Genomic DNA, 25,918 nt, shown 5'->3' with positions numbered 1-25,918 from the left:
ATGAGCAAGATCCTTATCCGTGGTGCCAAGGTCCTGGGTGGCGAGGCGCAGGACGTACTGATCGACGGCGAGACCATCGAGGCCGTCGGCACGGGTCTGAGCGCCGAGGGCGCGACCGTCGTCGAGGCCGGGGGCCAGATCCTGCTGCCGGGCCTCGTCGATCTGCACACGCATCTGCGCGAGCCGGGCCGTGAGGACTCCGAGACGGTCCTGACCGGCACCAAGGCCGCCGCCCGTGGTGGCTGGACCGCCGTGCACGCCATGGCCAACACCTTCCCGGTCGCCGACACGGCGGGCGTCGTCGAGCAGGTCTGGCGGCTCGGCCGCGAGTCCGGCTACTGCGATGTGCAGCCGGTCGGCGCCGTCACCGTCGGCCTCGAGGGCAAACAGCTCGCCGAGCTGGGCGCCATGCACGACTCCGCGGCCGGGGTCATGGTCTTCTCCGACGACGGCAAGTGCGTCGACGACGCCGTGATCATGCGCCGGGCCCTGGAGTACGTGAAGGCCTTCGACGGAGTCGTCGCCCAGCACGCGCAGGAGCCGCGCCTCACGGAGGGCGCCCAGATGAACGAGGGCACCGTCTCCGCCGAGCTCGGCCTGGGCGGCTGGCCCGCCGTCGCCGAAGAGTCGATCATCGCGCGCGATGTGCTGCTCGCCGCCCATGTCGGCTCCCGGGTGCACATCTGCCACCTGTCCACCGCCGGCTCGGTCGAGATCGTGCGCTGGGCCAAGTCCAAGGGCATCGACGTCACCGCCGAGGTGACCCCGCACCACCTGCTCCTCACCGACGAGCTGGTGCGCTCGTACAACCCCGTCTACAAGGTCAACCCGCCGCTGCGCACCGAGGCCGATGTCATGGCCCTGCGCGAGGCGCTCGCCGACGGCACCATCGACATCGTCGCCACCGACCACGCCCCGCACCCGCGCGAGGACAAGGACTGCGAGTGGGCCGCCGCCGCCATGGGCATGGTCGGCCTGGAGACCGCGCTGTCCGTCGTCCAGCAGACGATGGTCGACACCGGCCTTCTCGACTGGGCGGGCGTCGCCGAGCGGATGTCCGTCAACCCGGCGAAGATCGGCCGCCTCGAAGGCCACGGCCGCCCCGTCTCGGAGGGTGAGCCCGCCAACCTCACCCTGGTCGATCCGGCTTACCGTGGAGCCGTGGACCCCGCGGGCTTCGCCTCCCGCAGCCGCAACACCCCGTACGAGGGCCGTGAGCTGCCGGGTCGTGTCACCCACACCTTCCTGCGGGGCCGGGCCACGGTCATCGACGGGAAGCTGGCGTGAGCACACCTTGGATTTTCGCCGCCGAACAGAAGTCGGCGGAAGTGACGGACTGGGCCGCGCGCGTCGGCTGGCTCGTGGGCCTGGCGCTCTTCGTGGCGCTCGTCTACTGGCTGATGCGCCAGGGCTGGAAATGGCGGGGCACGCTCCAGGGCGATCTGCCCGAGCTGCCCGCCGTGCCGGAAAGCACCGGCCCGGCGAAACTTGAGCTGAGCGGCCGCTACCACGGCTCCACGACCGCCGGGCAGTGGCTCGACCGGATCGTGGCCCATGGCCTGGGCACCCGCAGCCGGGTCGAGCTGACGCTCACGGACGAGGGTCTGAGCGTCGTACGCCCCGGGGCCGCCGACTTCTTCGTCCCCGCGGCCGCACTGCGCGAGGCCCGGCTCGACAAGGGCATCGCGGGCAAGGTACTCGCCGAAGGCGGGCTGCTCGTCGTCACTTGGGCGCACGGCGACAAGCTGCTCGACTCCGGCTTCCGCTCCGACCGGGCCGCCGAGCACGCGGCCTGGGTCGAGGCGGTCAACTCCATGAACACCAACGAAACGACGGAAGGCGCCGCACGATGACGACCTCCACCAGGGGAACCGCTTCTCCAAAGAAAGCAGCTCCCGCCGTACTCGTCCTGGAGGACGGCCGCATCTTCCGCGGCCGTGCCTACGGGGCCGTGGGGGAGACCTTCGGCGAGGCCGTGTTCTCCACCGGCATGACCGGCTACCAGGAGACCCTGACCGACCCGTCGTACCACCGGCAGGTCGTCGTCATGACCGCTCCGCACGTCGGCAACACCGGCGTCAACGACGAGGACCCCGAGTCCGGGCAGATCTGGGTCGCCGGCTATGTCGTGCGCGACCCCGCCCGGGTCTCCTCCAACTGGCGCGCCAAGCGCTCCCTCGACGAGGAGCTCGCCAAGCAGGGCGTCGTCGGTATCTCCGGTGTCGACACGCGCGCCCTGACCCGGCACCTGCGCGAGCGCGGCGCCATGCGCGTCGGCATCTTCTCCGGCGAGGCGGTCGCGGATGACGCGTCGCTGCTTGCCCGGGTGCAGGAGGCCCCGCAGATGAAGGGCGCCAACCTGTCGGCGGAGGTCGCCACCAAGGAGGCGTACGTCGTCCCCGCGATCGGCGAGAAGCGGTTCACCGTCGCCGCCGTCGACCTGGGCATCAAGGGCATGACCCCGCACCGCATGGCCGAGCGCGGCATCGAGGTGCATGTGCTTCCGGCCACGGCGACGGTCGAGGATGTGTACGCCGTCAACCCGGACGGGGTGTTCTTCTCCAACGGCCCGGGTGACCCGGCCACCGCCGACCATCCCGTGTCCGTGATGCAGGGCGTCCTGGAGCGCAAGACACCGCTCTTCGGCATCTGCTTCGGCAACCAGATCCTGGGCCGCGCGCTCGGCTTCGGCACCTTCAAGCTGAAGTACGGCCACCGCGGCATCAACCAGCCGGTGCAGGACCGCACCACCGGCAAGGTCGAGGTCACCGCGCACAACCACGGCTTCGCCGTCGACGCGCCCCTCGACAAGGTGAGCGAGACCCCCTACGGGCGGGCCGAGGTCTCCCACGTATGCCTGAACGACCAGGTCGTGGAGGGCCTGCAGCTGCTCGACCAGCCGGCCTTCTCCGTCCAGTACCACCCCGAGGCGGCCGCGGGCCCGCACGACGCCGCGTACCTCTTCGACCGCTTCGTATCCCTGATGGAGGCCGAGCGTGCCTAAGCGCACCGATATCCAGTCCGTCCTGGTCATCGGCTCCGGCCCGATCGTCATCGGCCAGGCCGCCGAGTTCGACTACTCCGGCACCCAGGCCTGCCGTGTCCTGAAGGCCGAGGGCCTGCGGGTCATCCTGGTCAACTCCAACCCGGCGACGATCATGACCGACCCGGAGATCGCCGACGCCACGTACGTCGAGCCGATCACCCCGGAGTTCGTCGAGAAGATCATCGCCAAGGAGCGCCCGGACGCCCTGCTGCCGACTCTGGGCGGTCAGACGGCCCTCAACACGGCGATCTCCATGCACGAGCAGGGCGTTCTCGAGAAGTACGGCGTCGAGCTCATCGGCGCCAACGTCGAGGCGATCAACAAGGGCGAGGACCGCGACCTCTTCAAGGACGTCGTCGAAGAGGTCAACAAGAAGATCGGGCACGGCGAGTCCGCCCGCTCCTACATCTGCCACTCCATGGACGACGTCCTCAAGGGCGTCGAGGAGCTCGGCGGCTACCCCGTCGTCGTCCGCCCCTCGTTCACCATGGGCGGCGCAGGCTCCGGCTTCGCACACGACGAGGAGGAGCTGCGCCGGATCGCCGGACAGGGCCTCACGCTCTCGCCGACCACCGAGGTGCTCCTCGAGGAGTCCATCCTCGGCTGGAAGGAGTACGAGCTGGAGCTGATGCGCGACAAGAACGACAACGTCGTGGTCGTCTGCTCCATCGAGAACTTCGACCCGATGGGCGTGCACACCGGCGACTCGATCACCGTGGCCCCGGCGATGACGCTGACCGACCGCGAGTACCAGCGGCTGCGTGACGTGGGCATCGCGATCATCCGCGAGGTCGGTGTCGACACCGGCGGCTGCAACATCCAGTTCGCGATCGACCCGGTCGACGGCCGCGTCATCGTGATCGAGATGAACCCGCGTGTGTCGCGTTCCTCGGCGCTCGCCTCGAAGGCCACCGGCTTCCCGATCGCCAAGATCGCCGCCAAGCTGGCCGTCGGCTACACGCTGGACGAGATCCCGAACGACATCACCGAGAAGACCCCGGCCTCCTTCGAGCCGACGCTCGACTACGTCGTGGTCAAGGCGCCGCGGTTCGCGTTCGAGAAGTTCCCGTCCGCCGACAACACCCTCACCACCACCATGAAGTCGGTGGGCGAGGCCATGGCGATCGGCCGTAACTTCACCGAGGCGTTCCAGAAGGCGCTGCGCTCCCTGGAGAAGAAGGGCTCGCAGTTCTCCTTCACCGGGGAGACCGGCGACAAGAAGGAGCTCCTCGAAGCGTCCGTGCGGCCCACCGACGGCCGTATCAACACCGTCATGGAGGCCATCCGGGCCGGTGCGACGCCGCAGGAGATCTTCGACTACACGAAGATCGACCCCTGGTTCGTGGACCAGCTCTTCCTCATCAAGGAGGTCGCGGACGAGCTGGCCGGCGCCGAGCGCCTGGACGCCGATCTGCTCGCCGAGGCCAAGCGGCACGGCTTCTCGGACCACCAGATCGCCGAGATCCGCGGCCTGCGCGAGGACGTCGTGCGCGAGGTCCGGCACGCGCTCGGGGTACGCCCGGTCTACAAGACGGTCGACACCTGCGCCGCCGAATTCGCCGCCAAGACCCCGTACTTCTACTCCTCGTACGACGAGGAGACCGAGGTCGCCAAGCGCGAGAAGCCCGCGGTGATCATCCTGGGCTCGGGCCCGAACCGGATCGGCCAGGGCATCGAGTTCGACTACTCCTGCGTCCACGCCTCGTTCGCGCTCAGCGACGCGGGCTACGAGACCGTGATGGTCAACTGCAACCCCGAGACCGTCTCCACGGACTACGACACCTCCGATCGGCTCTACTTCGAGCCGCTCACCCTCGAGGACGTCCTGGAGATCGTGCACGCCGAGCAGCAGGCGGGCCCGCTCGCCGGTGTCGTCGTGCAGCTCGGCGGCCAGACCCCGCTCGGTCTGTCGCAGGCGCTCAAGGACAACGGCGTCCCGGTCGTGGGCACTTCGCCCGAGGCCATTCACGCCGCCGAGGACCGCGGTGCCTTCGGCCGGGTGCTGGCGGAGGCCGGTCTTCCGGCGCCCAAGCACGGCACGGCCACGACGTTCGCGGAGGCGAAGACGATCGCCGACGAGATCGGCTACCCGGTGCTCGTACGCCCGTCGTACGTCCTTGGCGGCCGCGGCATGGAGATCGTCTACGACGAGGCCCGCCTGTCCGCGTACATCGAGGAGTCGACCGAGATCAGCCCCTCGCGGCCGGTCCTCGTCGACCGCTTTCTCGACGACGCCATCGAGATCGACGTCGACGCGCTCTACGACGGCGAGGAGCTCTACCTCGGCGGCGTCATGGAGCACATCGAGGAGGCCGGTATCCACTCCGGCGACTCGGCGTGCGCGCTGCCCCCGATCACCCTCGGCGGCTTCGACATCAAGCGCCTGCGTGCCTCGACCGAGGGCATCGCCAAGGGAGTCGGCGTCCGCGGACTGATCAACATCCAGTTCGCGATGGCCGGCGACATCCTCTACGTCCTCGAGGCGAACCCGCGTGCCTCGCGCACCGTCCCCTTCACCTCGAAGGCGACCGCGGTGCCGCTGGCGAAGGCCGCCGCCCGGATCTCGCTCGGCGCGACCATCGCCGAGCTGCGGGCGGAGGGTCTGCTGCCGGCGACGGGCGACGGCGGCACGCTCCCCATGGACGCGCCGATCTCCGTCAAGGAGGCCGTCATGCCGTGGTCGCGCTTCCGTGACATCCACGGCCGCGGCGTCGACACGGTCCTCGGCCCGGAGATGCGTTCCACCGGCGAGGTCATGGGCATCGACTCGGTCTTCGGCACGGCGTACGCCAAGTCGCAGGCCGGTGCGTACGGCCCGCTGCCCACCAAGGGCCGGGCGTTCATCTCGGTCGCCAACCGGGACAAGCGCTCGATGATCTTCCCGGCGCGTGAACTCGTCGCCCACGGCTTCGAGTTGCTCGCCACCTCCGGTACGGCCGAGGTGCTCAAGCGCAACGGCATCAACGCCACGATCGTGCGCAAGCAGTCCGAGGGCGAGGGCCCGAACGGCGAGAAGACGATCGTCCAGCTGATCCACGAGGGCGGGGTCGACCTGATCGTCAACACCCCCTACGGCACCGGCGGCCGTCTCGACGGCTACGACATCCGCACGGCGGCCGTGGCGCGCTCCGTGCCGTGCCTGACGACGGTGCAGGCGCTCGCCGCCGCCGTCCAGGGCATCGACGCGCTCAACCACGGTGACGTGGGCGTGCGTTCACTGCAGGAACACGCGGAACACCTGACCGCGGCTCGCGACTAGCAGCCCACGAGGGGGACACCGGAAACGGTGTCCCCCTCTTCATGAGGCCCACCGAGGACTTGAGATGTACAAACTCTTCTTCCAGCTCGTCTTCAAGCGCATGGACCCGGAGCAGGCCCACTACCTGGCCTTCCGCTGGATCCGGCTCGCCGCCCGTATCCCGGTCCTGCGCACCTTCGTCGCCGCGGCCCTCGCGCCCCGCCACAAGGAACTGCGCACCGAGGCGCTCGGCCTGCGCATGCACGGCCCCTTCGGGCTCGCCGCCGGGTTCGACAAGAACGCCGTGGCCGTCGACGGCATGACGATGCTCGGCTTCGACCACATCGAGATCGGCACGGTCACGGGCGAGCCGCAGCCCGGCAACCCGAAGAAGCGCCTCTTCCGCCTGGTGCAGGACCGCGCCCTGATCAACCGCATGGGCTTCAACAACGAGGGCTCCGCCGCCGTCGCCGAACGCCTCGCCGCGCGGAAGGCGGTTTTCCGGACCACGGTCGGCGTCAACATCGGCAAGACCAAGGTCGTACCCGAGGAGGAGGCGACCGCCGACTACGTCAAGTCGGCGGAGCGGCTTGCCCGTTACGCCGACTACCTCGTCGTGAACGTGTCGTCCCCGAACACCCCGGGGCTGCGCAACCTCCAGGCGACCGAATCCCTGCGCCCGCTCCTCACGGCCGTACGAGAGGCCGCGGACCGCAGCGTCGACGGCCGCCGCGTACCGCTCCTGGTGAAGATCGCCCCCGACCTCGCGGACGAGGACATCGACGCGGTCGCCGACCTCGCCGTGGAACTCGGCCTGGACGGCATCATCGCCACCAACACCACCATCGCGCGCGAGGGCCTCGGCCTGCAGTCGGACCCGGCCCTCGTGCAGGAGACCGGAGGGCTCTCCGGAGCGCCCCTCAAGGAGCGCTCCCTGGAGGTCCTGCGCCGCCTCTACGCGCGCGTGGGCGACGACATCACGCTCGTCGGCGTCGGCGGCATCGAGAACGCCGAGGACGCCTGGCAGCGCATCCTCGCCGGAGCGACCCTGGTCCAGGGCTACAGCGCCTTCATCTACGAGGGGCCCTTCTGGATGCGCGCGATGCACAAGGGCCTCGCGGCCCGTCTGAACAACAGCCCGTACGCCACCCTCGCCGAGGCCGTCGGCGCCGACGTCAGGAAGAAGGCCGCAGCATGAGCACACCCGAGTCCTTCGGCACCCGGCTCCGCCGCGTCATGGACGAGCGCGGCCCGCTGTGCGTCGGCATCGACCCGCACGCGGCCCTGCTCGACTCCTGGGGCCTGCCCGACACCGTCGACGGCCTGGAGCGCTTCTCGCGCACCGTCGTCGAGGCGCTCGGCGAGCGGGTGGCCGTGTTCAAGCCGCAGTCGGCCTTCTTCGAGCGCTTCGGCTCGCGCGGTATCGCCGTACTGGAGAAGTCGGTCGAGCAGGCCAGGGCCGCGGGCGCGCTGGTCGTCATGGACGCCAAGCGCGGTGACATCGGCTCGACGATGGCGGCGTACGCGGAGACCTTCCTGCGCAAGGACTCCCCGCTGTTCTCGGACGCCCTGACCGTGTCGCCCTACCTCGGCTACGGCTCCCTCAAGCCCGCCGTCGACCTGGCGCGCGAGAGCGGCGCGGGCCTCTTCGTGCTCGCCCTGACCTCCAACCCGGAGGGCGCCGAGGTACAGCACGCGGTGCGCGTGGACGGCCGCTCGGTGGGCGCCACGATGCTGGCCCACCTCGCGGCGGAGAACGCGGGGGCCGAGCCCATGGGCTCCTTCGGCGCGGTAGTCGGCGCGACCCTCGGCGATCTCTCCTCGTACGACCTGGACATCAACGGCCCGCTGCTCGCCCCCGGCATCGGGGCACAGGGCGCGACCCCGGCGGATCTGCCCCGGGTCTTCGGTTCCGTCGTACGCAACGTCGTACCGAACGTGAGCCGGGGCGTGCTGCGGCACGGGCCGGACGTGGCGGGTCTCCGTGACGCGGCGCAGCGGTTCGCGGACGAGGTGCGGACGGCGGTCGCCGCGGCGTAGGGCCGTCACGCCTCCACTGCCGCCATCGCCGGAGGGGCCGATCTGCCTGCTCCTCCGGCGACGGGGCCGGGGAAGAGGACCTTCCGGCGACAGGGCCGGGGAAGGGGACCTTCGCGCACCCGTACAGGACCTTCGCGCCCGGGCACGGCCGTACCCGTGCCCGATGATGGATCAAGGGGCCCGTAACCCGTCGCGTCCAGGGAGCCCCCTGTGCCGGTCCAGACCCCCGCCGAGATCCTCGCCCTCACCCCCGCAGGCGCCTACCACCGCCTGCTCCTGCGCGCGGGCGGAGCCGCCGCGGACGCCGCACCCGGCCACTTCGCCGCCCTGGCGATCGGCGGGCGCGACTCCGCGACGCTGCTGCGCCGCGCCTTCTCCATCCACCGCGCCGACCCGGCGGCGGACACCCTCGAGCTGGTCTTCGCCGAGCACGGCAGGGGCACCAGAGCGCTCGCCCGGCACCGCCCCGGCGACACCGTCGACCTGGTCGCCCCGCTCGGCACGCCCTTCCCGCTCCCCGCCGGGCCCGTCGCGGCGGTCCTGGTCGCGGGCGGCTACGGCAGCGCCCCGATGTTCGCGCTCGCCGAGCGCATCCTCGCGCGCGGAGGCCGCGTCGGCTTCGTACTGGGAGCCGCGACCGCAGACCGCCTCTTCGGAGTCGATCTGGCCCGCGCCCTCACGCCACACGTCGCGGTCGTCACCGACGACGGGTCGTACGGTGAACAGGGCGTCGTCACGGACCCGCTGCCCGCCATGCTCCGTGCCCTCGACGCGACCGAGGTCCACTCCTGCGGCCCCATGGGCATGCTGCGCGCCGTCACCGCGCTCGCCACAGCCGCGGGAGCCCGCAGCCACACCGCCGTCGAGGAGGCCATGGCCTGCGGCATCGGGGTCTGTATGACCTGTGTCCTGCCGGTCGTGGGGGACGACGGGACCACACGCTTCCTTCGCTCGTGCACCTCGGGCCCGGTCTTCGACGGTACGAAGGTGCGCTGGGCGGACGCGGGCAAGCTGCCGCCCGACCTGGAGGGCGCCGCCGCCATGACCCCGCACACCAACAGCTCCACGGAGGCGGCCCGATGACGTCCACACCCCGGCCCGCGCCCCGGCCCGCGTCCGGACTGGCACCCCACGATGTCGACATGTCGGCCCCGCTCGGCGCGACCGTGACGCTGCCCAACCCCGTGAGCACCGCCTCGGGATGCGCGGGCTACGGGCGTGAACTCGACCGGTTCCTGCCGTTGTCCGCGCTCGGCACCGTCACGACCAAGACGATCATGCCGTATCCGCGCTCGGGCCGGCCCACCCCGAGGATGGCCGAGACACCCAGCGGCATGCTGAACTCCATCGGTCTGCAGGGCTCCGGCATCGACCACTTCGTGGAGCACGAGCTGCCGTGGCTCGCCGAGCGCGGCGCCCGCGTCCTGGTGTCGGTGGCGGGGGAGCGCACCGAGGAGTTCGCCGAGGCCGCGGCCCGTCTGGCCGGACAGCCGGCCGTCGTGGGCATCGAGGCCAATATCTCCTGCCCCAACGTCGCCAACCGCGGCCTCGTCTTCGCCTGCGACCCGGTCTCCTCGTACGACGTGATCAAGGCGGTCCGCGCCGCGGCCGACCCGGCGCTGCCCGTATACGCCAAGCTCACCCCCGACGTCACCTCGATCGCCGACATCGCCGCGGCCTGCACGGAGGCGGGCGCCGATGGCCTCTCGATGATCAACACGCTCCTCGGCACGGCCATCGACACCGACACCCTGCGCCCCGCCCTCGCGGGCGTCACCGGCGGCCTCTCGGGGCCGGCGGTGAGACCGGTCGCGGTGCGCTGCGTGTACCAGGTGTACGCGGCGATGCGGTCCGGCGCGGTGCGCGAGGTGCCGATCCTCGGCATGGGCGGCATCGCCTCCGGCCGCGACGCCCTGGAGTTCGTGCTCGCCGGCGCTTCGGGCGTCGCCGTGGGCACGGCGATCTTCAACGACCCCTCGGCCCCCGTCCGCGTACTCGAAGAGCTGCGCGCGGCGCTCGCGGAACGGTCGATCGGCTCTTTCAGAGACGCCATCGGACTCGCACAGAGGCTGTCTTGACGTTTATCCGGCATGTGCGGAGGCGCTTTGTGACCGGCTCCCGGCCAACTCGGGACCCAAATCATGGTCGAAATGCCAGATATGTATAGTTCAGCGGAGGCTGACCAGGACTTTTCCGCTGTTCTCGCTGACTCCGGCGGTCCAGGCCGCTAGTCTCCGTCGAGAGTGCACGGGCAAGCGCGTTGCTCGTTGCTCCCCAGGTGTGGGGCGACTAGGTTCCTCACCGGTCCGTATCCGACAGTTCGACAACCGAGGTGACGTAGGCGTGGCTCTTCCGCCCCTTACCCCTGAACAGCGCGCAGCCGCGCTCGAAAAGGCCGCCGCGGCTCGCCGGGAGCGGGCCGAGGTCAAGAATCGACTCAAGCACTCCGGCGCCTCCCTTCACGAGGTCATCAAGCAGGGTCAGGAGAATGACGTCATCGGCAAGATGAAGGTCTCCGCCCTCCTCGAGTCGCTGCCCGGCGTCGGCAAGGTCCGCGCCAAGCAGATCATGGAGCGTCTCGGCATCTCCGAGAGCCGGCGGGTGCGCGGTCTCGGCTCCAACCAGATCGCTTCCCTGGAGCGCGAGTTCGGCGGCGGCGCCGCCTGACGGTCTCAGGCACTCCTGAGAACCTGGATAATCGCTGCATGAGTGAACGTCCGCGGCTGACCGTGCTCTCCGGCCCCTCGGGGGTCGGCAAGAGCACGGTCGTCGCTCATATGCGCAAGGAACACCCCGAGGTCTGGCTCTCGGTATCGGCCACCACTCGCAAGCCGCGCCCCGGGGAGAGGCACGGCGTGCAGTATTTCTTCGTCACCGACGAGGAGATGGACAAGCTGATCGCCAATGGCGAGCTGCTTGAGTGGGCCGAATTCGCGGGCAACCGCTACGGCACTCCGCGCGGCGCCGTCCTCGAACGTCTGGAGAAGGGCGAGCCCGTCCTGCTCGAGATCGATCTGCAGGGCGCCCGTCTGGTCCGGGAGTCGATGCCGGAGGCCCAGCTGGTCTTCCTGGCTCCGCCCAGCTGGGACGAGCTGGTGCGCCGGCTCACCGGCCGCGGTACCGAGGCCCCCGAGGTCATCGAGCGCCGTCTCGCGGCGGCGCAGGTGGAGCTCGCGGCCGAGTCGGAGTTCGATACGACCCTTGTCAACACCTCCGTCGAGGACGTGGCGCGTGAGCTGCTAGCCTTGATGGACGTTGTCTGATCTTTTCCCATCTTTCGGAAGGTAGAGCGTGTCCTCTTCCATCACCGCGCCCGAGGGCATCATCAACCCGCCGATCGACGAGCTCCTCGAAGCCACCGACTCGAAGTACAGCCTGGTGATCTACGCGGCCAAGCGTGCCCGCCAGATCAACGCGTACTACTCGCAGCTCGGCGAGGGCCTCCTCGAGTACGTCGGTCCGCTGGTGGACACCCACGTCCACGAGAAGCCGCTCTCGATCGCCCTGCGTGAGATCAACGCAGGCCTGCTGACCTCCGAGGCCATCGAGGGCCCGGCCCAGTAATCGACGGGTAATTCAGCGGGAATCACCAGTTCTTTCACCACAGGCCCGGCAGAGCATCTGCCGGGCCTGTGGTGTGTCATGGGACGTACGGTTCGGTACGTACGGTTCGCCAGCAGGGGAGAGGTAGTGGACGAGGCAGTGGGCGCAGTGGAGAAGGGCCGTAAGCCGAAGGTCGTTCTGGGGGTCAGCGGCGGGATCGCCGCCTACAAGGCGTGCGAGCTGCTGCGGCGGCTCACCGAGTCCGGTCATGACGTACGCGTCGTGCCCACCGAGTCCGCGCTGCACTTCGTCGGCGCCGCCACCTGGTCCGCGCTCTCCGGCCACCCCGTCTCCACCGAGGTCTGGTCCGATGTCCACGAGGTCCCGCACGTCCGCATCGGGCAGGGCGCCGACCTGGTGGTGGTGGCCCCCGCCACCGCCGACATGCTCGCCAAGGCCGCCCATGGCCTCGCCGACGACCTGCTGACGAACACCCTGCTCACGGCCCGCTGTCCGGTGGTCTTCGCACCCGCCATGCACACCGAGATGTGGGAGCACCCGGCCACGCAGGAGAACGTCACGACGCTGCGCCGCAGGGGCGCCGTCGTCATCGAGCCCGCCGTCGGCCGCCTCACCGGTGTGGACACCGGCAAGGGCCGGCTGCCCGAGCCCGGCGAGATCTTCGAGGTGTGCCGCCGGGTGCTCGCCGGGGGAGGCGCCGAGGCCGATCTCGCGGGCCGTCACGTGGTGGTCAGCGCGGGCGGTACCCGTGAGCCCCTCGACCCCGTCCGTTTCCTCGGCAACCGCTCCTCCGGCAAGCAGGGCTACGCGCTCGCCCGCACCGCGGCGGCGCGCGGCGCCCGGGTCACGCTGATCGCCGCCAACGCCGCGCTGCCGGACCCCGCGGGCGTCGACGTCGTCCCGGTGGGCACCGCCGTACAGCTGCGCGAAGCCGTCCTGAAGGCCGCCGCCGACGCCGACGCCGTGGTCATGGCCGCGGCCGTCGCCGACTTCCGCCCGGCGACATACGCCGCCGGAAAGATCAAGAAGAAGGACGGCCTGGAGCCCGAGCCGATCACCCTGGTCCGTAACCCCGACATCCTCGCCGAGATCGCCGGGGACCGGCCCCGAGCCGGTCAGGTCGTCGTGGGTTTCGCCGCGGAGACCGATGACGTACTGGCCAACGGGCGGGCCAAGCTGGAGCGCAAGGGCTGCGATCTCCTGGTCGTCAACGAGGTCGGGGAGCGCAAGACCTTCGGAGCCGAGGAGAACGAAGCGGTGGTGCTCGGATCCGACGGTTCCGAGACGCCCGTACCGCACGGTCCGAAGGAAGCACTTGCGGACATCGTGTGGAACCTTGTTTCCCGCCGCCTCGCCTGAATGTAACTTTCGCTCCATCGGGCGCCTCAAACCCCAGGAATTCGGTCACAGGCCCTCTAGTGGAGCCCTATCTTCGTATCGCAGAATGCAGTGCCGCAGGTCACTGGGCATCCAGCAAACGAGACGCGTGGTCCAGTGGCCGGAGGCGACCGATAAACTGGTTGTGGAACGACGCCGGGCGCAGCTCCCGGCCGGTCCGCCAATGATCAGCCAGCAGCCGCTGCAACCCCAGGGAGCGTTGTGTCCCGTCGTCTGTTCACCTCGGAGTCTGTGACCGAGGGCCACCCCGACAAGATCGCTGACCAGATCAGCGACACCATTCTCGATGCGCTTCTGCGTGAGGACCCGACGTCCCGGGTCGCCGTGGAGACGCTGATCACCACCGGCCAGGTGCACGTCGCCGGTGAGGTCACGACCAAGGCGTACGCGCCGATCGCGCAGCTGGTGCGCGACAAGATCCTCGAGATCGGTTACGACTCGTCGAAGAAGGGCTTCGACGGCGCCTCCTGCGGCGTCTCCGTCTCCATCGGAGCGCAGTCCCCGGACATCGCGCAGGGTGTCGACACCGCGTACGAGAAGCGGGTCGAGGGCGACGAGGACGAGCTGGACAAGCAGGGCGCGGGCGACCAGGGCCTGATGTTCGGCTACGCGTCGGACGAGACGCCCGAGCTGATGCCGCTGCCGATCCACCTGGCCCACCGGCTCTCCAGCCGGCTGTCCGAGGTCCGCAAGAACGGCACGATCCCGTATCTGCGCCCGGACGGTAAGACCCAGGTCACCATCGAGTACGACGGCGACAAGGCGGTCCGCCTCGACACCGTCGTGGTCTCCTCGCAGCACGCGAGCGACATCGACCTGGACTCTCTGCTCGCGCCCGACATCCGCGAGTTCGTGGTCGAGCCGGAGCTCAAGGCGCTCCTGGACGACGGCATCAAGCTGGAGACCGAGGGCTACCGCCTCCTGGTCAACCCGACCGGTCGCTTCGAGATCGGCGGCCCGATGGGTGACGCGGGCCTGACCGGCCGCAAGATCATCATCGACACCTACGGCGGTATGGCCCGCCACGGCGGCGGCGCCTTCTCCGGCAAGGACCCGTCCAAGGTCGACCGCTCGGCCGCCTACGCCATGCGCTGGGTCGCCAAGAACGTCGTGGCCGCGGGTCTCGCCGCCCGCTGCGAGGTCCAGGTCGCCTACGCGATCGGCAAGGCCGAGCCGGTGGGCCTGTTCGTGGAGACCTTCGGCACCGCCACGGTGGACGTCGAGAAGATCGAGCAGGCCATCTCCCAGGTCTTCGACCTGCGCCCGGCCGCGATCATCCGCGACCTCGACCTGCTCCGCCCGATCTACTCCCAGACCGCGGCGTACGGCCACTTCGGCCGCGGCCTCGCGGACTTCACCTGGGAGAAGACGGACCGCGTGGACGCACTGCGGAAGGCTGCGGGGCTCTAAGTCCGGCGGCTCTCCGGGTAGTTGGAGGCCCGGTTCCCTTTTTTGGGGGAGCCGGGCCTCGGCGTTTGCGCCGCTCGCGGACCGCCGCTCAGAGGGCTTGGGCGGGTTGGTTGTCGGTGGGGTCTGATAGGAATTTGGCTGTGAGCAGCCAGAACGAGCAGGAGCCCGGTGACGCGGAGGACGCGGCGCCGGAGCAGCTCGCGCTCATTCGGGAGACGGTGCGCAAGGCCAAGGTGCCGCGGGCGAAGCCGCGGACCTGGCGGGGGGCCGCGCTGGCCGGGGAGTTGCCGGTCGCGCGGGTGCTTGTCGACAAGGGTGTGCTGCACCTCGACCGGTATTTCGACTACGCGGTGCCTGAGGAGCTGGACGCCGACGCGCAGCCGGGTGTGCGGGTGCGGGTGCGGTTCGGGGCCGGACGGCATCAGGTGCACGGAGGGCGGCGCGAGGGCGGCGGGCTCATCAGCGGGTTTGTGATCGAGCGGCTCGCGGACTCGGACTATTCGGGGCCGCTGGCCGCGCTGGCCCAAGTCGTCTCGCCCGAGCCGGTGTTGAGCCCCGAGCTGCTCGGGCTCGCACGCGCCGTCGCCGACCGGTACGCGGGGAGCCTCGCCGATGTGCTGCAGCTGGCCATTCCGCCGCGTAACGCCCGGGCGGAGAAGAAGCCCTCGCCCGAGCCGCTGCCCGCGCCACCCGCTCCTGAGGCCGGGAGCTGGGCGCGCTATGGGCGGGGCGTGGCCTTCGTCGAGGCGCTGGCGCAGGGGGGTGCGCCGCGCGCCGTGTGGAACGCGCTGCCGGGCCCGCAGTGGGCCGATGAGCTGGCGCGCGCCGTCCAGGCCACGCTCGCCTCAGGCCGTGGCGCCCTGGTCGTCGTGCCCGACGGACGGGCCGCCGCGCGCGTGGACGCCGCCCTGACGGCGCTGCTCGGAGAGGGGCGGCACGCGCTCCTGACCGCCGACGCAGGCCCCGAGAAGCGCTACCGCGAATGGCTGGCCGTGCGGCGCGGGTCCGTGCGCGCCGTGGTGGGCACCCGGGCCGCCATGTTCGCGCCCGTGCAGAATCTGGGACTCGTCGCGATCTGGGACGACGGCGACGGCAGCCACAGCGAACCGCACGCCCCCCAGCCGCACGCGCGCGATGTGCTGCTGCTGCGCGCCGCCCACGACAAGTGCGCCTTTCTCCTCGGGAGTTGGAGCTGCACCGTGGAGGCCGCGCAGCTGGTCGAGAGCGGCTGGGCGCTGCCCCTGGCCGCCGACCGTGAGCAGGTGCGCGGCGCCGCGCCCCTCGTGCGGACCGTCGGCGACGGCGACCTGGCGCGCGACGAGGCGGCGCGCGCCGCGCGGCTGCCCAGCCTCGCCTGGCAGGCCGTGCGCGACGGGCTGCGGAACGGCCCGGTCCTCGTCCAGGTGCCCAGGCGTGGCTACGTACCGCGGCTCGCCTGCGAGCGCTGCCGTGAGCCCGCCCGTTGCCGGCACTGCGCCGGCCCCCTCGAGGCGCAGGACGCCGGGCCGCTGCACTGCGCGTGGTGCGGGCAGGGGGAGAGCGAGTGGCACTGCGGCGAGTGCGGCGGCTTCCGGCTGCGGGCCCAGATCGTGGGCGCGCGGCGTACCGCGGAGGAGCTGGGGCGGGCCTTTCCCGCGGTGCCGGTGCGGACTTCGGGACGCGAGCAGGTGCTCGACACGGTGCCCGACGCTCCCGCCCTCGTCGTCTCCACCCCGGGCGCCGAACCCGTCGCCGACGGCGGGTACGCGGCGGCCCTGCTGCTCGACGGCTGGGCCATGCTCGGCCGCCCCGACCTGCGTGCCGGTGAGGACGCCCTGCGGCGCTGGCTCGGTGCCGCCTCGCTGGTACGTCCGCAGGGCGCGGGCGGCACCGTGGTGGTCGTCGCCGAGCCGACCCTGCGGCCCGTGCAGGCCCTGGTGCGCTGGGATCCGGCAGGGCACGCGGTGCGCGAACTCGCCGAGCGGGCCGAGCTCGGCTTCCCGCCGGTGTCCCGGATGGCGGCGGTGTCGGCCCGGCCCGAAGCGCTCGCGGAGTTTCTCGCGGCGGCCGAACTCCCCGGCGACGCCGAGGTGTTGGGCCCTGTGTCCGTACCGGTGACGGAGCCGGGCAGGCCCCGCAGGCCTGGCGCTCCGCCGCCCGGCGAGCAGTGGGAGCGGGTCCTGGTACGGGTGCCGCCCGGCAGCGGGGCCGCCCTCGCGGGCGCCCTGAAGACGGCGCAGGCGGCGCGGATGGCCCGGGCGGGGCGCAGCGAGGGGGATGTGGTGCGGGTCAGGGTGGATCCGCCGGACATCGGATAGCCCCCGGCGCTCGCTCAGTTTTGCGGTACGCGGCCGCACTTGTGGTCTGGCGGTTCTGAGCGGCTTCCGGTTGCTTTTACGGTTCTCAGCGGCTTCCGGTTGCTCTGGCGCTCTGGCGCTCTGGCGGTCTGGCGGTCCCGGGGGCTCGGGGGCTCGGGGGCTCGCGATTGTGCGGTACGCGGTTGTTCTCGCGGCAGTTGGGCGTGGACTCGCGCCCGTGCGCGCGTGCGAATGCCCCCGCCCTGGGGGTGGAAGCGGGGGCATTCACGGGGCGGCGAGCCCCTTGCAGCAGCGTCGGCGTTACTGCTGCGCGGGAGCTCGCGTCGGATCAGCCGTTGCGGGGGCCGGGGAAGGCGCCCGGACGCGCTTCGTCGCGCAGACCTGGGCTGCCCGCGGTCGGCTGGGTCGGCATGGAGCGGGCGGCGGGCACCGACGGCAGTCCGGGGGAACCGACGGGCACCGCGGCCCGGGTGCCCGCGGTCTCCGTGGCGCGCTCCGCCTCCGCGGCCGCCTGGGTCGTGGCCCGGCGGGCTCCGTACCTGCGGTGCACCGCCTGCTTGGTGACCCCGAGCGCCGAGCCCACCGCGTCCCAGGAGAAGCCGAGGGAGCGGTCGAAGTCCACGGCGGCCGTGACCAGGGTCTCGACGCTGTCCCGCAGTTCCTGGGCGAGGCGGACGGTCGGGGCGGGCGCGCGTCCGTACACGACGAAGCCCGTGGAGGGCCCTGACCGGCGCGGCCGGTAGACATTCCCCAACTGGGCGGTGAGGGTGCGCAGCGCGTCCACCTGCCGGCGGACCCGCTCGATGTCCCGCACCAGCAGGTGCAGGCTGGCCCGTGCCTGGGCGTCGTGGGTTGCGTGGTCGGCCATGAACAAGCCTCTCGAACCGGCGTTGAAAAGGATCGGGCCGCATGTGCGGCCCGTGTCGTCGACCCGTTGAGGTCAACTCCTTCTTGACCAACGCGCCACCCGTCGATGTGGTCACGGTGCAGGGGCGTATGCGCATATGCGCAGGGCGCACGGCCGCTCGTACGCCCCCGGAGGCACCGTTGTCCACAGGCGTATGCCGCGCCCGGCGGGCGGCCCATAGACTGGTGCGCTGCTCGTCACGTACCCCGCCCGAGAGGCAGTCGCCCACCTATGAAGCTGGTCTTCGCAGGCACCCCCGAGGTCGCCGTTCCCGCCCTGGATGCCCTGATCGCCTCCGACCGGCATGAGGTGGCGGCCGTCGTCACCCGGCCCGACGCGCCCGCGGGACGCGGTCGCAGGCTGGTCGCGAGTCCGGTCGCGCAGCGGGCCGAGGAGGCCGGGATCGAGGTGCTCAAGCCCCGCCGGCCGCGTGACGAGGACTTCCTGGCGCGGCTGCGGGAGATCGGCCCCGACTGCTGCCCGGTGGTGGCGTACGGCGCGCTGCTGCCGCGGGTCGCGCTCGATGTGCCGGCGCGTGGCTGGGTCAATCTGCACTTCTCGCTGCTGCCCGCCTGGCGCGGTGCGGCGCCCGTGCAGCACTCGATCATGGCGGGCGACGAGATCACCGGTGCGTCCACCTTCCAGATCGAGGAAGGGCTCGACTCCGGGCCCGTGTTCGGCACGGTCACCGAGCAGGTGCGGCCCACCGACACCAGCGGTGACCTGCTGACCCGGCTGGCCTTCGCGGGCTCCGGGCTGCTCGCCGCGACCATGGACGGCATCGAGGACGGCTCCCTGAAGGCCGTGCCTCAGCCTGTCGACGGCGTCAGCCTCGCGCCGAAGATCACCGTCGAGGACGCCCAGGTCGACTGGGCGGCGCCCGCCCTGCGCGTGGACCGTGTGGTGCGCGGCTGCACGCCCGCGCCGGGGGCCTGGACCGTGTTCCGCGGCGAGCGTCTGAAGCTGGTGGCCGCGTCGCCGGTGCCCGACCGGACCGATCTCGCGCCCGGGGCCCTCGCCGCCGGGAAGAACAACGTGTACGTGGGGACGGGCTCCCACGCCATCGAGCTGCTGTGGGTGCAGCCGCAGGGCAAGAAGCCTATGCGGGGGGCGGATTGGGCTCGTGGCGTGCGGATCGCCTCCGGCGAGGTTCTTGGGGTGTAGGTCCAGCCGGGATCTTCCCGTCGCCCGCTGAGTGCGGCTATGCCGGGGCTGTGTCCGGTAGGGCGTCTGCGGGTGCGTCGTGGCTGGTCGCGCAGTTCCCCGCGCCCCTCTGGGGCGCGACGAACCGGTCGCTCCCTCAAGCTCTCGGCGCGGGGCGGAGCCGCATATCGGCACAGCCCCGCGCCCCTTTGGGGCGCGACGAACCGCACTCCGGGGGACTGCGGGGCCGGAAGGTCTGGTGGGGGAGGGGCGCGTAGGCTTGGGAGGCACGTCATCCCAGATCCGGAGCACCTTTTTCGTGAACGAGCAGCCTCGTCGACGTCCCCGTAAGCCCGCCAAGCCCTACCGCCGTCCGCAGAAGGACCCCGTGCGGATCCTTGCCTTCGAGGCCTTGCGGGCGGTGGACGAGCGGGATGCCTACGCGAATCTCGTGCTGCCGCCGCTGCTGCGCAAGGCGCGCGAAAAAGGTGAGTTCGACAGCCGTGACGCCGCGCTCGCCACCGAGCTCGTGTACGGCACGCTGCGCCGCCAGGGCACCTACGACGCGATCATCGCGGCCTGTATCGACCGGCCGCTGCGCGAGGTCGACCCGCCGGTCCTGGACGTGCTGAGCCTCGGCGCGCACCAGCTGCTCGGCACCCGTATCCCCACCCACGCCGCGGTGTCCGCGAGTGTGGAGCTCGCCCGGGTCGTACTCGGCGACGGGCGGGCCAAGTTCGTCAACGCGGTCCTGCGGAAGGTCGCGGCCCATGACCTCGACGGCTGGCTCGAGAAGGTCGCGCCGCCGTACGACGAGGATCCCGAGGACCACCTGGCCGTCGTGCACTCGCACCCGCGCTGGGTGGTGTCCGCGCTGTGGGACTCGCTCGGCGGCGGCCGGGCCGGTATCGAGGATCTGCTCGAGGCCGACAACGAGCGGCCCGAGGTCACCCTCGTAGCCCGCCCGGGCCGTATCACCGCCGACGAGCTCCTCGACGGGCTCGCCGAGGACACCGCGCTGCCCGGCCGCTGGTCGCCGTATGCCGTGCGGCTCACCGAAGGCGGCGAGCCCGGAGCCCTCGAAGCGGTGCGCGAGGGGCGGGCCGGAGTGCAGGACGAGGGCAGCCAGCTGGTGGCGCTGGCCCTCGCCAACGCGCCCGTCGAAGGCTCCGACGCACGCTGGCTCGACGGCTGCGCGGGCCCCGGCGGAAAGGCCGCGATGCTCGCCGGGCTCGCCGCCCAGCGGGGCGCGATGCTGCTGGCGTCCGAGAAGCAGCCGCACCGCGCCGGTCTCGTCGCCCAGGCGCTGGACGGCAACCCCGGCTCCTACCAGGTGATCGCCGCCGACGGCACCCGGCCGCCCTGGCGGCCCGGCACCTTCGACCGTGTCCTGATGGACGTGCCCTGCACCGGCCTCGGCGCGCTGCGCCGCCGCCCCGAGGCCCGCTGGCGGCGCCGCCCCGATGACCTGGACGGTTTCGCCCCGCTGCAACGCGGCCTGCTGCGGGAGGCGTTGAAGGCGGTACGCGTCGGGGGAGTCGTCGGCTACGCCACGTGCTCGCCGCATCTGGCCGAGACGCGCGCCGTGGTGGATGACGTACTGAAGAAGCAGGGCGGCGCCGAACTCGTCGACGCACGGCCGCTGTTGCCGGGCGTGCCCGCGCTCGGCGACGGGCCCGACGTCCAGCTGTGGCCGCATCTGCACGGCACCGACGCGATGTATCTGGCGGTGCTGCGGCGCACGCGGTAGGCGTAGCCGCCACGGGGCAGCGGCAGTGGGGCTGCTACTGGCCCTGGTGCGGCTGCTGCTGCGGCGGGTGGGGCGGCTGCTGGGGTTGCTGAGGCTGCTGGCCGTACTGGCCGGGGTCCTGCGTGTACGGGTTCTGCTGGGGCTGTCCGCCGGGCTGAGGCATCGGCGGGTACTGGAGCTGCTGGTACGGCTGCCCCATGGAGGGCTGCCCCATGGAGGGCTGCCCCATGGAGGGCTGGCCCATGGGGGGCTGACCCATGGAGGGCTGACCCATCGGGGGCTGGCCCGGCGGAGGCATCATCGTGGGCCCCGGCGTCTGCGTGCGATTGCGGCGGGTCGCCAGCACCACGGCGACCACTACGACGGCGATGATGCCGAGGACGATGAGTCCGCCGATGCCGATGATGACGAATTCAGCCACGTGTACCTCCCGAGACGTGACCGGACGGACTGCCCCGTGCCCGGTTCCACGCGAGCCTACAAGGGCGCCGGGAGGCCGCTCCCGGGCAGCCTCCCGGTGCCGGCCGCGACGCCGGGGCAGCGGCTCCGGGGCGGGGTGGGTGCACGGTACAAGGACGGCAACCGGCGCCGGGCATGGCAGGCTTGGGGCATGGCAGTTCAGATCAACCCCAGCATCCTGTCCGCCGACTTCGCCCGCCTCGCGGAGGAGGCGAAGGCCGTCGAAGGTGCCGACTGGCTCCACGTCGACGTGATGGACAACCACTTCGTGCCGAATCTGACGCTCGGGGTGCCGATCGTAGAGTCCCTGAGCCGTGCGACGGACACGCCCCTGGACTGCCATCTGATGATCGAGGACCCCGATCGCTGGGCGCCGCAGTACGTCGAAGCGGGGGCCGGCTCCGTGACCTTCCACGCCGAGGCCGCCGCCGCGCCCGTGCGCCTGGCCAGGGAGATCCGTGCCAAGGGCGCCAGGGCCTCCATGGCGCTCAAGCCCGCGACCCCGATCGAGCCGTACGAGGATCTGCTGCCCGAGCTGGACATGCTGCTGATCATGACCGTGGAGCCCGGCTTCGGCGGTCAGGCCTTCCTCGACATCATGCTGCCCAAGATCCGCAGGACCCGGGAGCTGATCTCCAAGCACGGTCTTGAGCTGTGGCTGCAGGTCGACGGCGGTGTCTCGGACTCCACCATCGAGCGGTGTGCCGAAGCCGGCGCCGATGTCTTCGTCGCGGGCTCCGCCGTCTACGGCAAGGACGACCCGGCCGATGCGGTGCGCGCCCTGCGGGCCAAGGCCGAGCAGACCACCGCCGGCGCGGCCTGGGCCTGCGCGCACTGAACCACCGGGGGCCACCGCCCACGCGTCCTGTGCGCCACCGGCAGATGAACGGGGTCCGGCAGGACTGATCAAGCACCGCCGGATCTGCAAGGATGAACGGCGAGCCGATGAGTGAACTTGTGAACCACAGCCGTGTGAACAACCGCTTGTGAACAGCAGAGCTTGTGAACAGCAGTGAGGAGAGCGCCGTGACTGGCATGTCAGCGGGGAGGCCGGCCCTGCGGATGGGACCCGCTGAGCTGGTGCAGGCGGCGGCCATGGCCCGCCGCTTCTATCTCGAGGGCAAATCCAAGATCCAGATCGCGGAGGAGTTCGGCGTCAGCCGCTTCAAGGTCGCGCGGGTCCTGGAGACCGCCTTGGAACGGGATCTCGTACGGATCGAGATCCGCGTCCCCGCCGAACTCGACGCCGAGCGCTCCGACCGCCTGCGGGCCCGCTACGGACTGCGGCACGCGGTCGTCGTGGAGTCGCCCGCGCAGGCCGTCGAGGAGTCGCCCGACCCGGAGAACCTCGGAGAGGTGGCCGCCGATCTGCTCGGCGAGCTCGTCACCGAGGGCGATGTGCTCGGCCTCGCCTGGGGCCGCTCCACCATCCACATGGCGGCGGCGCTCGACCGCCTGCCGCCCTGCACCGTCGTACAGCTCACCGGTGTCTACGACGCCGGGACCGCCGAGCGCGGCTCCGTCGAGGCGGTCCGCCGGGCCGCACAGGTCTCCGGCGGTGAGGCGCACCCGATCTACGCGCCGATGCTGCTGCCCGACCCGGCGACGGCCGCCGCCCTGCGCAACCAGACGGGTATCGCGCGGGCCTTCGAGTACTTCGACAAGGTCACCGTGGCCGCGGTGTCCATCGGCTCCTGGGAGCCGGGCATCTCGACCGTGCACGACATGCTGACGGACGAGGAGCGCGCGCACTACGCCTCGCTCGGTGTCGCCGCCGAGATGTCCGCGCACCTCTTCGACTCCGACGGGCGGCGGGTCGGGCGCGACCTGGGCGAGCGGTGCATCACGGTCGAGGCGGACCGGCTGCGGCGGATCCCCGAAGTCGTCGCCATCGCGGGCGGACAGCGCAAGGCCGGCGCGATCGACGCCGTCCTGCGGTCCGGGCTCGTGACCAGCCTGGTCACGGACACCGCCGCGGCGGACTATCTCCTCGCGGCCGGGACCGCGCCCAGGCCCGCCCTCGACCGGGCGGACCCGGACGGGCCCTGAGACCTCGGGTGCGCGGCGCCTCGGTGCCGTCTAGGCGGTCGCGGTCGCGGTCGTGCCGTAGACGCGCTGTGCGTTGCCCGAGGCGATCATGTTCGCGACCCGGTCCGCGTCCGGCCGTGACCAGGCGCCCGAGGCCACCAGGGCCGTGGTCAGCTCCGCCAGCGCCTCGCGGAAGAGGTGCGCCCCCACGACGTACAGCTCCGGCAGGCCGTAGCCGTCCGTGGAGAACAGGAGCTTGCCGAACGGGGTGAGTTCGAGGAGTTCGGCGAGTACGGCGGTGGCGCGGGCGCCGGTGTGGGTGAGGGCGAGACCCACGTCCGCGTAGACATGCGGGAAGACGTGGGCGAGATAGCCCGCGTTGCGGTGGAACGGGTAGCCGTGCAGCAGGACCAGGGTGCAGCCGGTGGGGCGCACCGCCTTGATGAAGTCCGTCAGGAGCAGCGGGTCGCTGTGCTGCAGACGCAGATCAGGGTCGCCGAAGCCGGTGTGCAGCTGCAGCGGAAGCCCGGTGCGCGCCGCCGACCAGAGCAGATGACGCAGGAGTACGGGGTCGCCCAGGCGGGTGCCTGTGCTGCGGCCGTCGAGCCAGTGGGCGGCCGCCCGCAGTACCTCGTCACGGTGCGGTTCGTCGGGGTCCAGATGCAGGCCGTGCCGGTAGGCGGCGACCGACTTGAAGCCGGCCGCCGTGCGGGCGGCCGACCGGATTCCGGTGGCCAGGGCGGTGACGAAGCGTTCCGGGGCGGCGGTGTCGGCGGTGTCGTCGGTGTCGGCGATGCCGTCGGCACACCGCTCGGCGAGGTGTTCCAGGCGGACGATCTCGCGCGCCCGGCCGCCGCCGAGCGCCGCGAGTTCCCGGGGTTCCGTGAGGTCGCCCGGCAGGCCGGTGTCCACCAGGAACTCGGCGATCCCGGCCGCTCGCAGCAGCCGCCTGCCGCTCTCCTCGGCACCCAGTTCGCGGCGCCGCGCCAGATACGGCTCCGGCGCGCAGTGCGGGTCGAGGCCGAGCAGCGGCGGGCACAACCGGCGTACGGCGAAGCCCAGTTGGGTGTCGAAGAACGTCGTGCCGGGGGCGGCGGGTGCGTCGGACTCGGTCAGGAGCGCCTCGAAGGCCGTGCGGTCGGGGTGGGTGCGCAGCACTCCGTGGCAGTGGTGGTCGACGAGACGCAGCTCCGGAAGGGGCGCGGGCTGCGGGCCCATGTCAGTAGCGCTCCCTGGTCGCGGCGGCCAGTTCCTCGGGGGAGGCGCCGTCGAACAGCTCGGCCTCCGCCGCGCGCACCGCGGCGAACGCCTCGAACAGCTCGTCGCCCATCGCCTCGCGCAGTACGGGCGAGGAGCCGAAGTGGTCCAGGGACCGCGGCAGGGAAGTGGGCAGTCGAGGCTGGTCCTGGTGCACCGGGTCCCCGGAGACCGGCGACGGCAGGGTGGCGTCCGTGTCCGGGGCGGCGAGCCCGGCCGCGATCACCGAGCCGACCACGAGATACGGATTGGCCGCCGGATCGAAGCACTTCACCTCGGCATTGGCCGCCGACGGCTGCTCGTCCGGGGCGCCGGTGATGAAGCGGAGGGCGGCTTCGCGGTTCTCGAGCCCCCAGCACTGGTACGCGCCGGCCCAGCGGGAGGGTTCCAGGCGCAGATAGCTCGCGGGGGAAGGGGCGCCGACGGCGAGGAGGGCGGGGAGCGCAGTGAGCACTCCCGAAAGAAAGGCCTCGCCCGGTGCCGTCAGGCCGAAGGGGCCATCGCCGCCCGCCAGCACATTGCGGCCGTCCCGCCACAGGCTCAGGTGCAGATGCCGGCCGTTGCCGACGCCGCCCGGATCCACCACCGGGCCGAACGCCGGCGTCAGTCCGTGCGCCAGGGAGACCGCGCGGATGGTCTCCCGTACGAGGACCGCTTGGTCGGCCGCCCCCACGGGGTCGGTGGGCGCCACCGACACCTCGAACTGCCCCGGTGTGTACTCGGGATGGATCTGCAGGACGTCCAGGCCCTGGGCGACCAGGGCGGACAGCACGGCGTCCGTGTACGCCGAGAGCTCGACGACGCGCGTCATGCCGTACGCCGGGCCCCGGCACGCGGGCTCTCCTTCCCGGCGCACCACCCACTCCGTCTCGAAGCCCATCCGCAGCTCGAGGCCGCGGGCGGCGGCGCGTTCGGTCATCCGGCGGGCGAACTGCCGCTGGCAGCCCGGGTAGGGGCGGCCCCGCTGGTCGAAGCGGTCGACGGGAGCCCAGGCCCAGCCGGGCTGCGCGGCCAGGACGGTGAGGCGCTGCAGATCCGGTACGAGCCGCAGATCGCCGTCGGGGCCGCCCGTGTACTGGGTGGCGGTCATGGAGTCGTCGACCAGATAGACGTCGAAGACGGGTGACATCCCGACCCCGCGCTTCGCGGCGTGCGTGAGCCGGGCCAGGGGCACCGCTTTCACCCGGGCGATGCCGGCGTTGTCGACCCACGTCAGGGCGACGCCGTGGACACCACGCCGCGCGAGGTCCGCAAGGGCCGGGTCCGATGGCACGGGGCCCGACGGCAAGGGGTCCGATGGCACGGGGCCCGACGTGCCCTTCGCGAGGGTGGCTTCTGCGGTCTCCTGTGAACTGGCCATGCTTTCCTCCCCGGTTGGGGC

Annotated in this window: 22 protein-coding genes; 18 read left to right on the top strand and 4 right to left on the bottom strand. The window is 71.6% G+C overall.

What is annotated here, in order from left to right; translation table 11 throughout:
• The 14 genes from ACFQVC_RS26050 (at position 1) to ACFQVC_RS25985 (ending at position 16,993) form a co-directional block, all read left to right on the top strand.
• A complete protein-coding gene (locus tag ACFQVC_RS26050) occupies positions 1-1,287 on the top strand; it encodes a dihydroorotase (RefSeq protein ID WP_381834960.1) in 1,287 nt (428 codons plus the stop codon).
• Complete coding sequence (locus ACFQVC_RS26045; protein WP_381834958.1) at positions 1,284-1,853, top strand: PH-like domain-containing protein; 570 nt, start codon at positions 1,284-1,286, stop codon at positions 1,851-1,853. The genes ACFQVC_RS26050 and ACFQVC_RS26045 overlap by 4 nt, the downstream gene beginning before the upstream one ends.
• Positions 1,850-3,004: a glutamine-hydrolyzing carbamoyl-phosphate synthase small subunit gene (gene carA, locus ACFQVC_RS26040; RefSeq protein WP_381834956.1), complete on the top strand. Its 1,155-nt coding sequence runs from the start codon at positions 1,850-1,852 to the stop codon at positions 3,002-3,004. The genes ACFQVC_RS26045 and carA overlap by 4 nt, the downstream gene beginning before the upstream one ends.
• Positions 2,997-6,305 carry a carbamoyl-phosphate synthase large subunit gene (carB, locus tag ACFQVC_RS26035; protein WP_381834954.1) on the top strand — a complete coding sequence of 1,103 codons (3,309 nt, stop codon included), beginning with the start codon at positions 2,997-2,999 and terminating at the stop codon, positions 6,303-6,305. Before carA ends, carB begins: the two co-directional genes overlap by 8 nt.
• Before the next feature lie 64 nt (positions 6,306-6,369).
• Positions 6,370-7,482, top strand: coding sequence for a quinone-dependent dihydroorotate dehydrogenase (locus ACFQVC_RS26030; RefSeq protein WP_381834952.1), 1,113 nt, complete (start codon positions 6,370-6,372; stop codon positions 7,480-7,482).
• Positions 7,479-8,324, top strand: a complete 846-nt coding sequence (gene pyrF, locus ACFQVC_RS26025) for an orotidine-5'-phosphate decarboxylase (protein ID WP_381834950.1) — start codon at positions 7,479-7,481, stop codon at positions 8,322-8,324. Before ACFQVC_RS26030 ends, pyrF begins: the two co-directional genes overlap by 4 nt.
• 210 nt (positions 8,325-8,534) lie before the next feature.
• Complete coding sequence (locus ACFQVC_RS26020) at positions 8,535-9,407, top strand: dihydroorotate dehydrogenase electron transfer subunit (RefSeq protein WP_381834948.1); 873 nt, start codon at positions 8,535-8,537, stop codon at positions 9,405-9,407.
• Positions 9,404-10,402 carry a dihydroorotate dehydrogenase gene (locus ACFQVC_RS26015; RefSeq protein WP_381834946.1) on the top strand — a complete coding sequence of 333 codons (999 nt, stop codon included), beginning with the start codon at positions 9,404-9,406 and terminating at the stop codon, positions 10,400-10,402. Before ACFQVC_RS26020 ends, ACFQVC_RS26015 begins: the two co-directional genes overlap by 4 nt.
• Positions 10,403-10,667: 265 nt before the next feature.
• On the top strand, positions 10,668-10,991 hold the full coding sequence (locus ACFQVC_RS26010) for an integration host factor (RefSeq protein ID WP_005319887.1): 324 nt from the start codon (positions 10,668-10,670) through the stop codon (positions 10,989-10,991).
• A 38-nt stretch (positions 10,992-11,029) separates the two neighbouring features.
• Entirely contained in the window at positions 11,030-11,587 is a 558-nt protein-coding gene (gmk, locus tag ACFQVC_RS26005) for a guanylate kinase (protein WP_381834944.1), read from the top strand.
• Positions 11,588-11,615: 28 nt separating this feature from the next.
• Positions 11,616-11,888: a DNA-directed RNA polymerase subunit omega gene (gene rpoZ / locus ACFQVC_RS26000; protein WP_005319902.1), complete on the top strand. Its 273-nt coding sequence runs from the start codon at positions 11,616-11,618 to the stop codon at positions 11,886-11,888.
• Between the two features lie 78 nt (positions 11,889-11,966).
• The gene (coaBC, locus tag ACFQVC_RS25995; protein ID WP_381834941.1) at positions 11,967-13,247 is read left to right on the top strand and encodes a bifunctional phosphopantothenoylcysteine decarboxylase/phosphopantothenate--cysteine ligase CoaBC; all 1,281 of its coding nucleotides are present in this window, start codon (positions 11,967-11,969) and stop codon (positions 13,245-13,247) included.
• Positions 13,248-13,487: 240 nt separating this feature from the next.
• Positions 13,488-14,696, top strand: a complete 1,209-nt coding sequence (gene metK, locus ACFQVC_RS25990) for a methionine adenosyltransferase (RefSeq protein ID WP_381834939.1) — start codon at positions 13,488-13,490, stop codon at positions 14,694-14,696.
• A gap of 140 nt (positions 14,697-14,836) precedes the next feature.
• Entirely contained in the window at positions 14,837-16,993 is a 2,157-nt protein-coding gene (locus ACFQVC_RS25985; RefSeq protein WP_381834937.1) for a primosomal protein N', read from the top strand.
• 328 nt (positions 16,994-17,321) lie between these two features.
• Here ACFQVC_RS25985 and ACFQVC_RS25980 read toward each other — a convergent pair whose 3' ends face one another.
• Positions 17,322-17,861 (bottom strand): hypothetical protein, encoded by a 540-nt coding sequence (locus tag ACFQVC_RS25980; protein ID WP_381834935.1) that lies wholly within the window; start codon positions 17,859-17,861, stop codon positions 17,322-17,324.
• 270 nt (positions 17,862-18,131) lie between these two features.
• On the opposite strand from ACFQVC_RS25980, the gene fmt reads away from it, so the two are divergent.
• A complete protein-coding gene (gene fmt / locus ACFQVC_RS25975) occupies positions 18,132-19,064 on the top strand; it encodes a methionyl-tRNA formyltransferase (RefSeq protein WP_381834933.1) in 933 nt (310 codons plus the stop codon).
• 298 nt (positions 19,065-19,362) lie between these two features.
• Positions 19,363-20,793, top strand: a complete 1,431-nt coding sequence (locus tag ACFQVC_RS25970; protein ID WP_381834931.1) for an RsmB/NOP family class I SAM-dependent RNA methyltransferase — start codon at positions 19,363-19,365, stop codon at positions 20,791-20,793.
• Between the two features lie 34 nt (positions 20,794-20,827).
• On the opposite strand, the gene ACFQVC_RS25965 is transcribed toward ACFQVC_RS25970, so the two are convergent.
• On the bottom strand, positions 20,828-21,214 hold the full coding sequence (locus ACFQVC_RS25965; RefSeq protein WP_381834929.1) for a hypothetical protein: 387 nt from the start codon (positions 21,212-21,214) through the stop codon (positions 20,828-20,830).
• 189 nt (positions 21,215-21,403) lie between these two features.
• Here ACFQVC_RS25965 and rpe point away from each other — a divergent pair, with 189 nt between their 5' ends.
• Together rpe and ACFQVC_RS25955 are read left to right on the top strand one after the other, a co-directional pair.
• Entirely contained in the window at positions 21,404-22,090 is a 687-nt protein-coding gene (gene rpe / locus ACFQVC_RS25960; RefSeq protein WP_381834927.1) for a ribulose-phosphate 3-epimerase, read from the top strand.
• 164 nt (positions 22,091-22,254) lie between these two features.
• On the top strand, positions 22,255-23,301 hold the full coding sequence (locus tag ACFQVC_RS25955) for a sugar-binding transcriptional regulator (RefSeq protein WP_381834925.1): 1,047 nt from the start codon (positions 22,255-22,257) through the stop codon (positions 23,299-23,301).
• A gap of 30 nt (positions 23,302-23,331) precedes the next feature.
• On the opposite strand, the gene ACFQVC_RS25950 is transcribed toward ACFQVC_RS25955, so the two are convergent.
• Both ACFQVC_RS25950 and ACFQVC_RS25945 read right to left on the bottom strand, forming a co-directional pair.
• Positions 23,332-24,498, bottom strand: coding sequence for an amidohydrolase family protein (locus ACFQVC_RS25950; RefSeq protein WP_381834923.1), 1,167 nt, complete (start codon positions 24,496-24,498; stop codon positions 23,332-23,334).
• 1 nt (position 24,499) lies between these two features.
• Positions 24,500-25,897, bottom strand: a complete 1,398-nt coding sequence (locus ACFQVC_RS25945; RefSeq protein ID WP_381834921.1) for a type I glutamate--ammonia ligase — start codon at positions 25,895-25,897, stop codon at positions 24,500-24,502.
• Between the last annotated feature and the right edge of the window lie 21 nt (positions 25,898-25,918).

The sequence above is a fragment of the Streptomyces monticola genome (genome assembly GCF_042665355.1).
Classification (GTDB): domain Bacteria; phylum Actinomycetota; class Actinomycetes; order Streptomycetales; family Streptomycetaceae; genus Streptomyces; species Streptomyces monticola.
Note: the sequence above shows the minus strand (reverse complement) of the source record. Positions and strands in the feature narration are given on the sequence as shown.

Excerpts from the sequence above, each read along its gene's own strand:
- ACFQVC_RS25945 (WP_381834921.1), bottom strand. The coding sequence starts at position 25,897 with ATGGCCAGTTCACAGGAGACCGCAGAAGCCACCCTCGCGAAGGGCACG.
- ACFQVC_RS26030 (WP_381834952.1), top strand. The coding sequence starts at position 6,370 with ATGTACAAACTCTTCTTCCAGCTCGTCTTCAAGCGCATGGACCCGGAG.
- coaBC (WP_381834941.1), top strand. The coding sequence starts at position 11,967 with ATGGGACGTACGGTTCGGTACGTACGGTTCGCCAGCAGGGGAGAGGTA.
- carA (WP_381834956.1), top strand. The coding sequence starts at position 1,850 with ATGACGACCTCCACCAGGGGAACCGCTTCTCCAAAGAAAGCAGCTCCC.
- pyrF (WP_381834950.1), top strand. The coding sequence starts at position 7,479 with ATGAGCACACCCGAGTCCTTCGGCACCCGGCTCCGCCGCGTCATGGAC.
- rpe (WP_381834927.1), top strand. The coding sequence starts at position 21,404 with ATGGCAGTTCAGATCAACCCCAGCATCCTGTCCGCCGACTTCGCCCGC.
- fmt (WP_381834933.1), top strand. The coding sequence starts at position 18,132 with ATGAAGCTGGTCTTCGCAGGCACCCCCGAGGTCGCCGTTCCCGCCCTG.
- ACFQVC_RS25950 (WP_381834923.1), bottom strand. The coding sequence starts at position 24,498 with ATGGGCCCGCAGCCCGCGCCCCTTCCGGAGCTGCGTCTCGTCGACCAC.
- ACFQVC_RS26015 (WP_381834946.1), top strand. The coding sequence starts at position 9,404 with ATGACGTCCACACCCCGGCCCGCGCCCCGGCCCGCGTCCGGACTGGCA.
- gmk (WP_381834944.1), top strand. The coding sequence starts at position 11,030 with ATGAGTGAACGTCCGCGGCTGACCGTGCTCTCCGGCCCCTCGGGGGTC.
- ACFQVC_RS26050 (WP_381834960.1), top strand. The coding sequence starts at position 1 with ATGAGCAAGATCCTTATCCGTGGTGCCAAGGTCCTGGGTGGCGAGGCG.
- ACFQVC_RS25980 (WP_381834935.1), bottom strand. The coding sequence starts at position 17,861 with ATGGCCGACCACGCAACCCACGACGCCCAGGCACGGGCCAGCCTGCAC.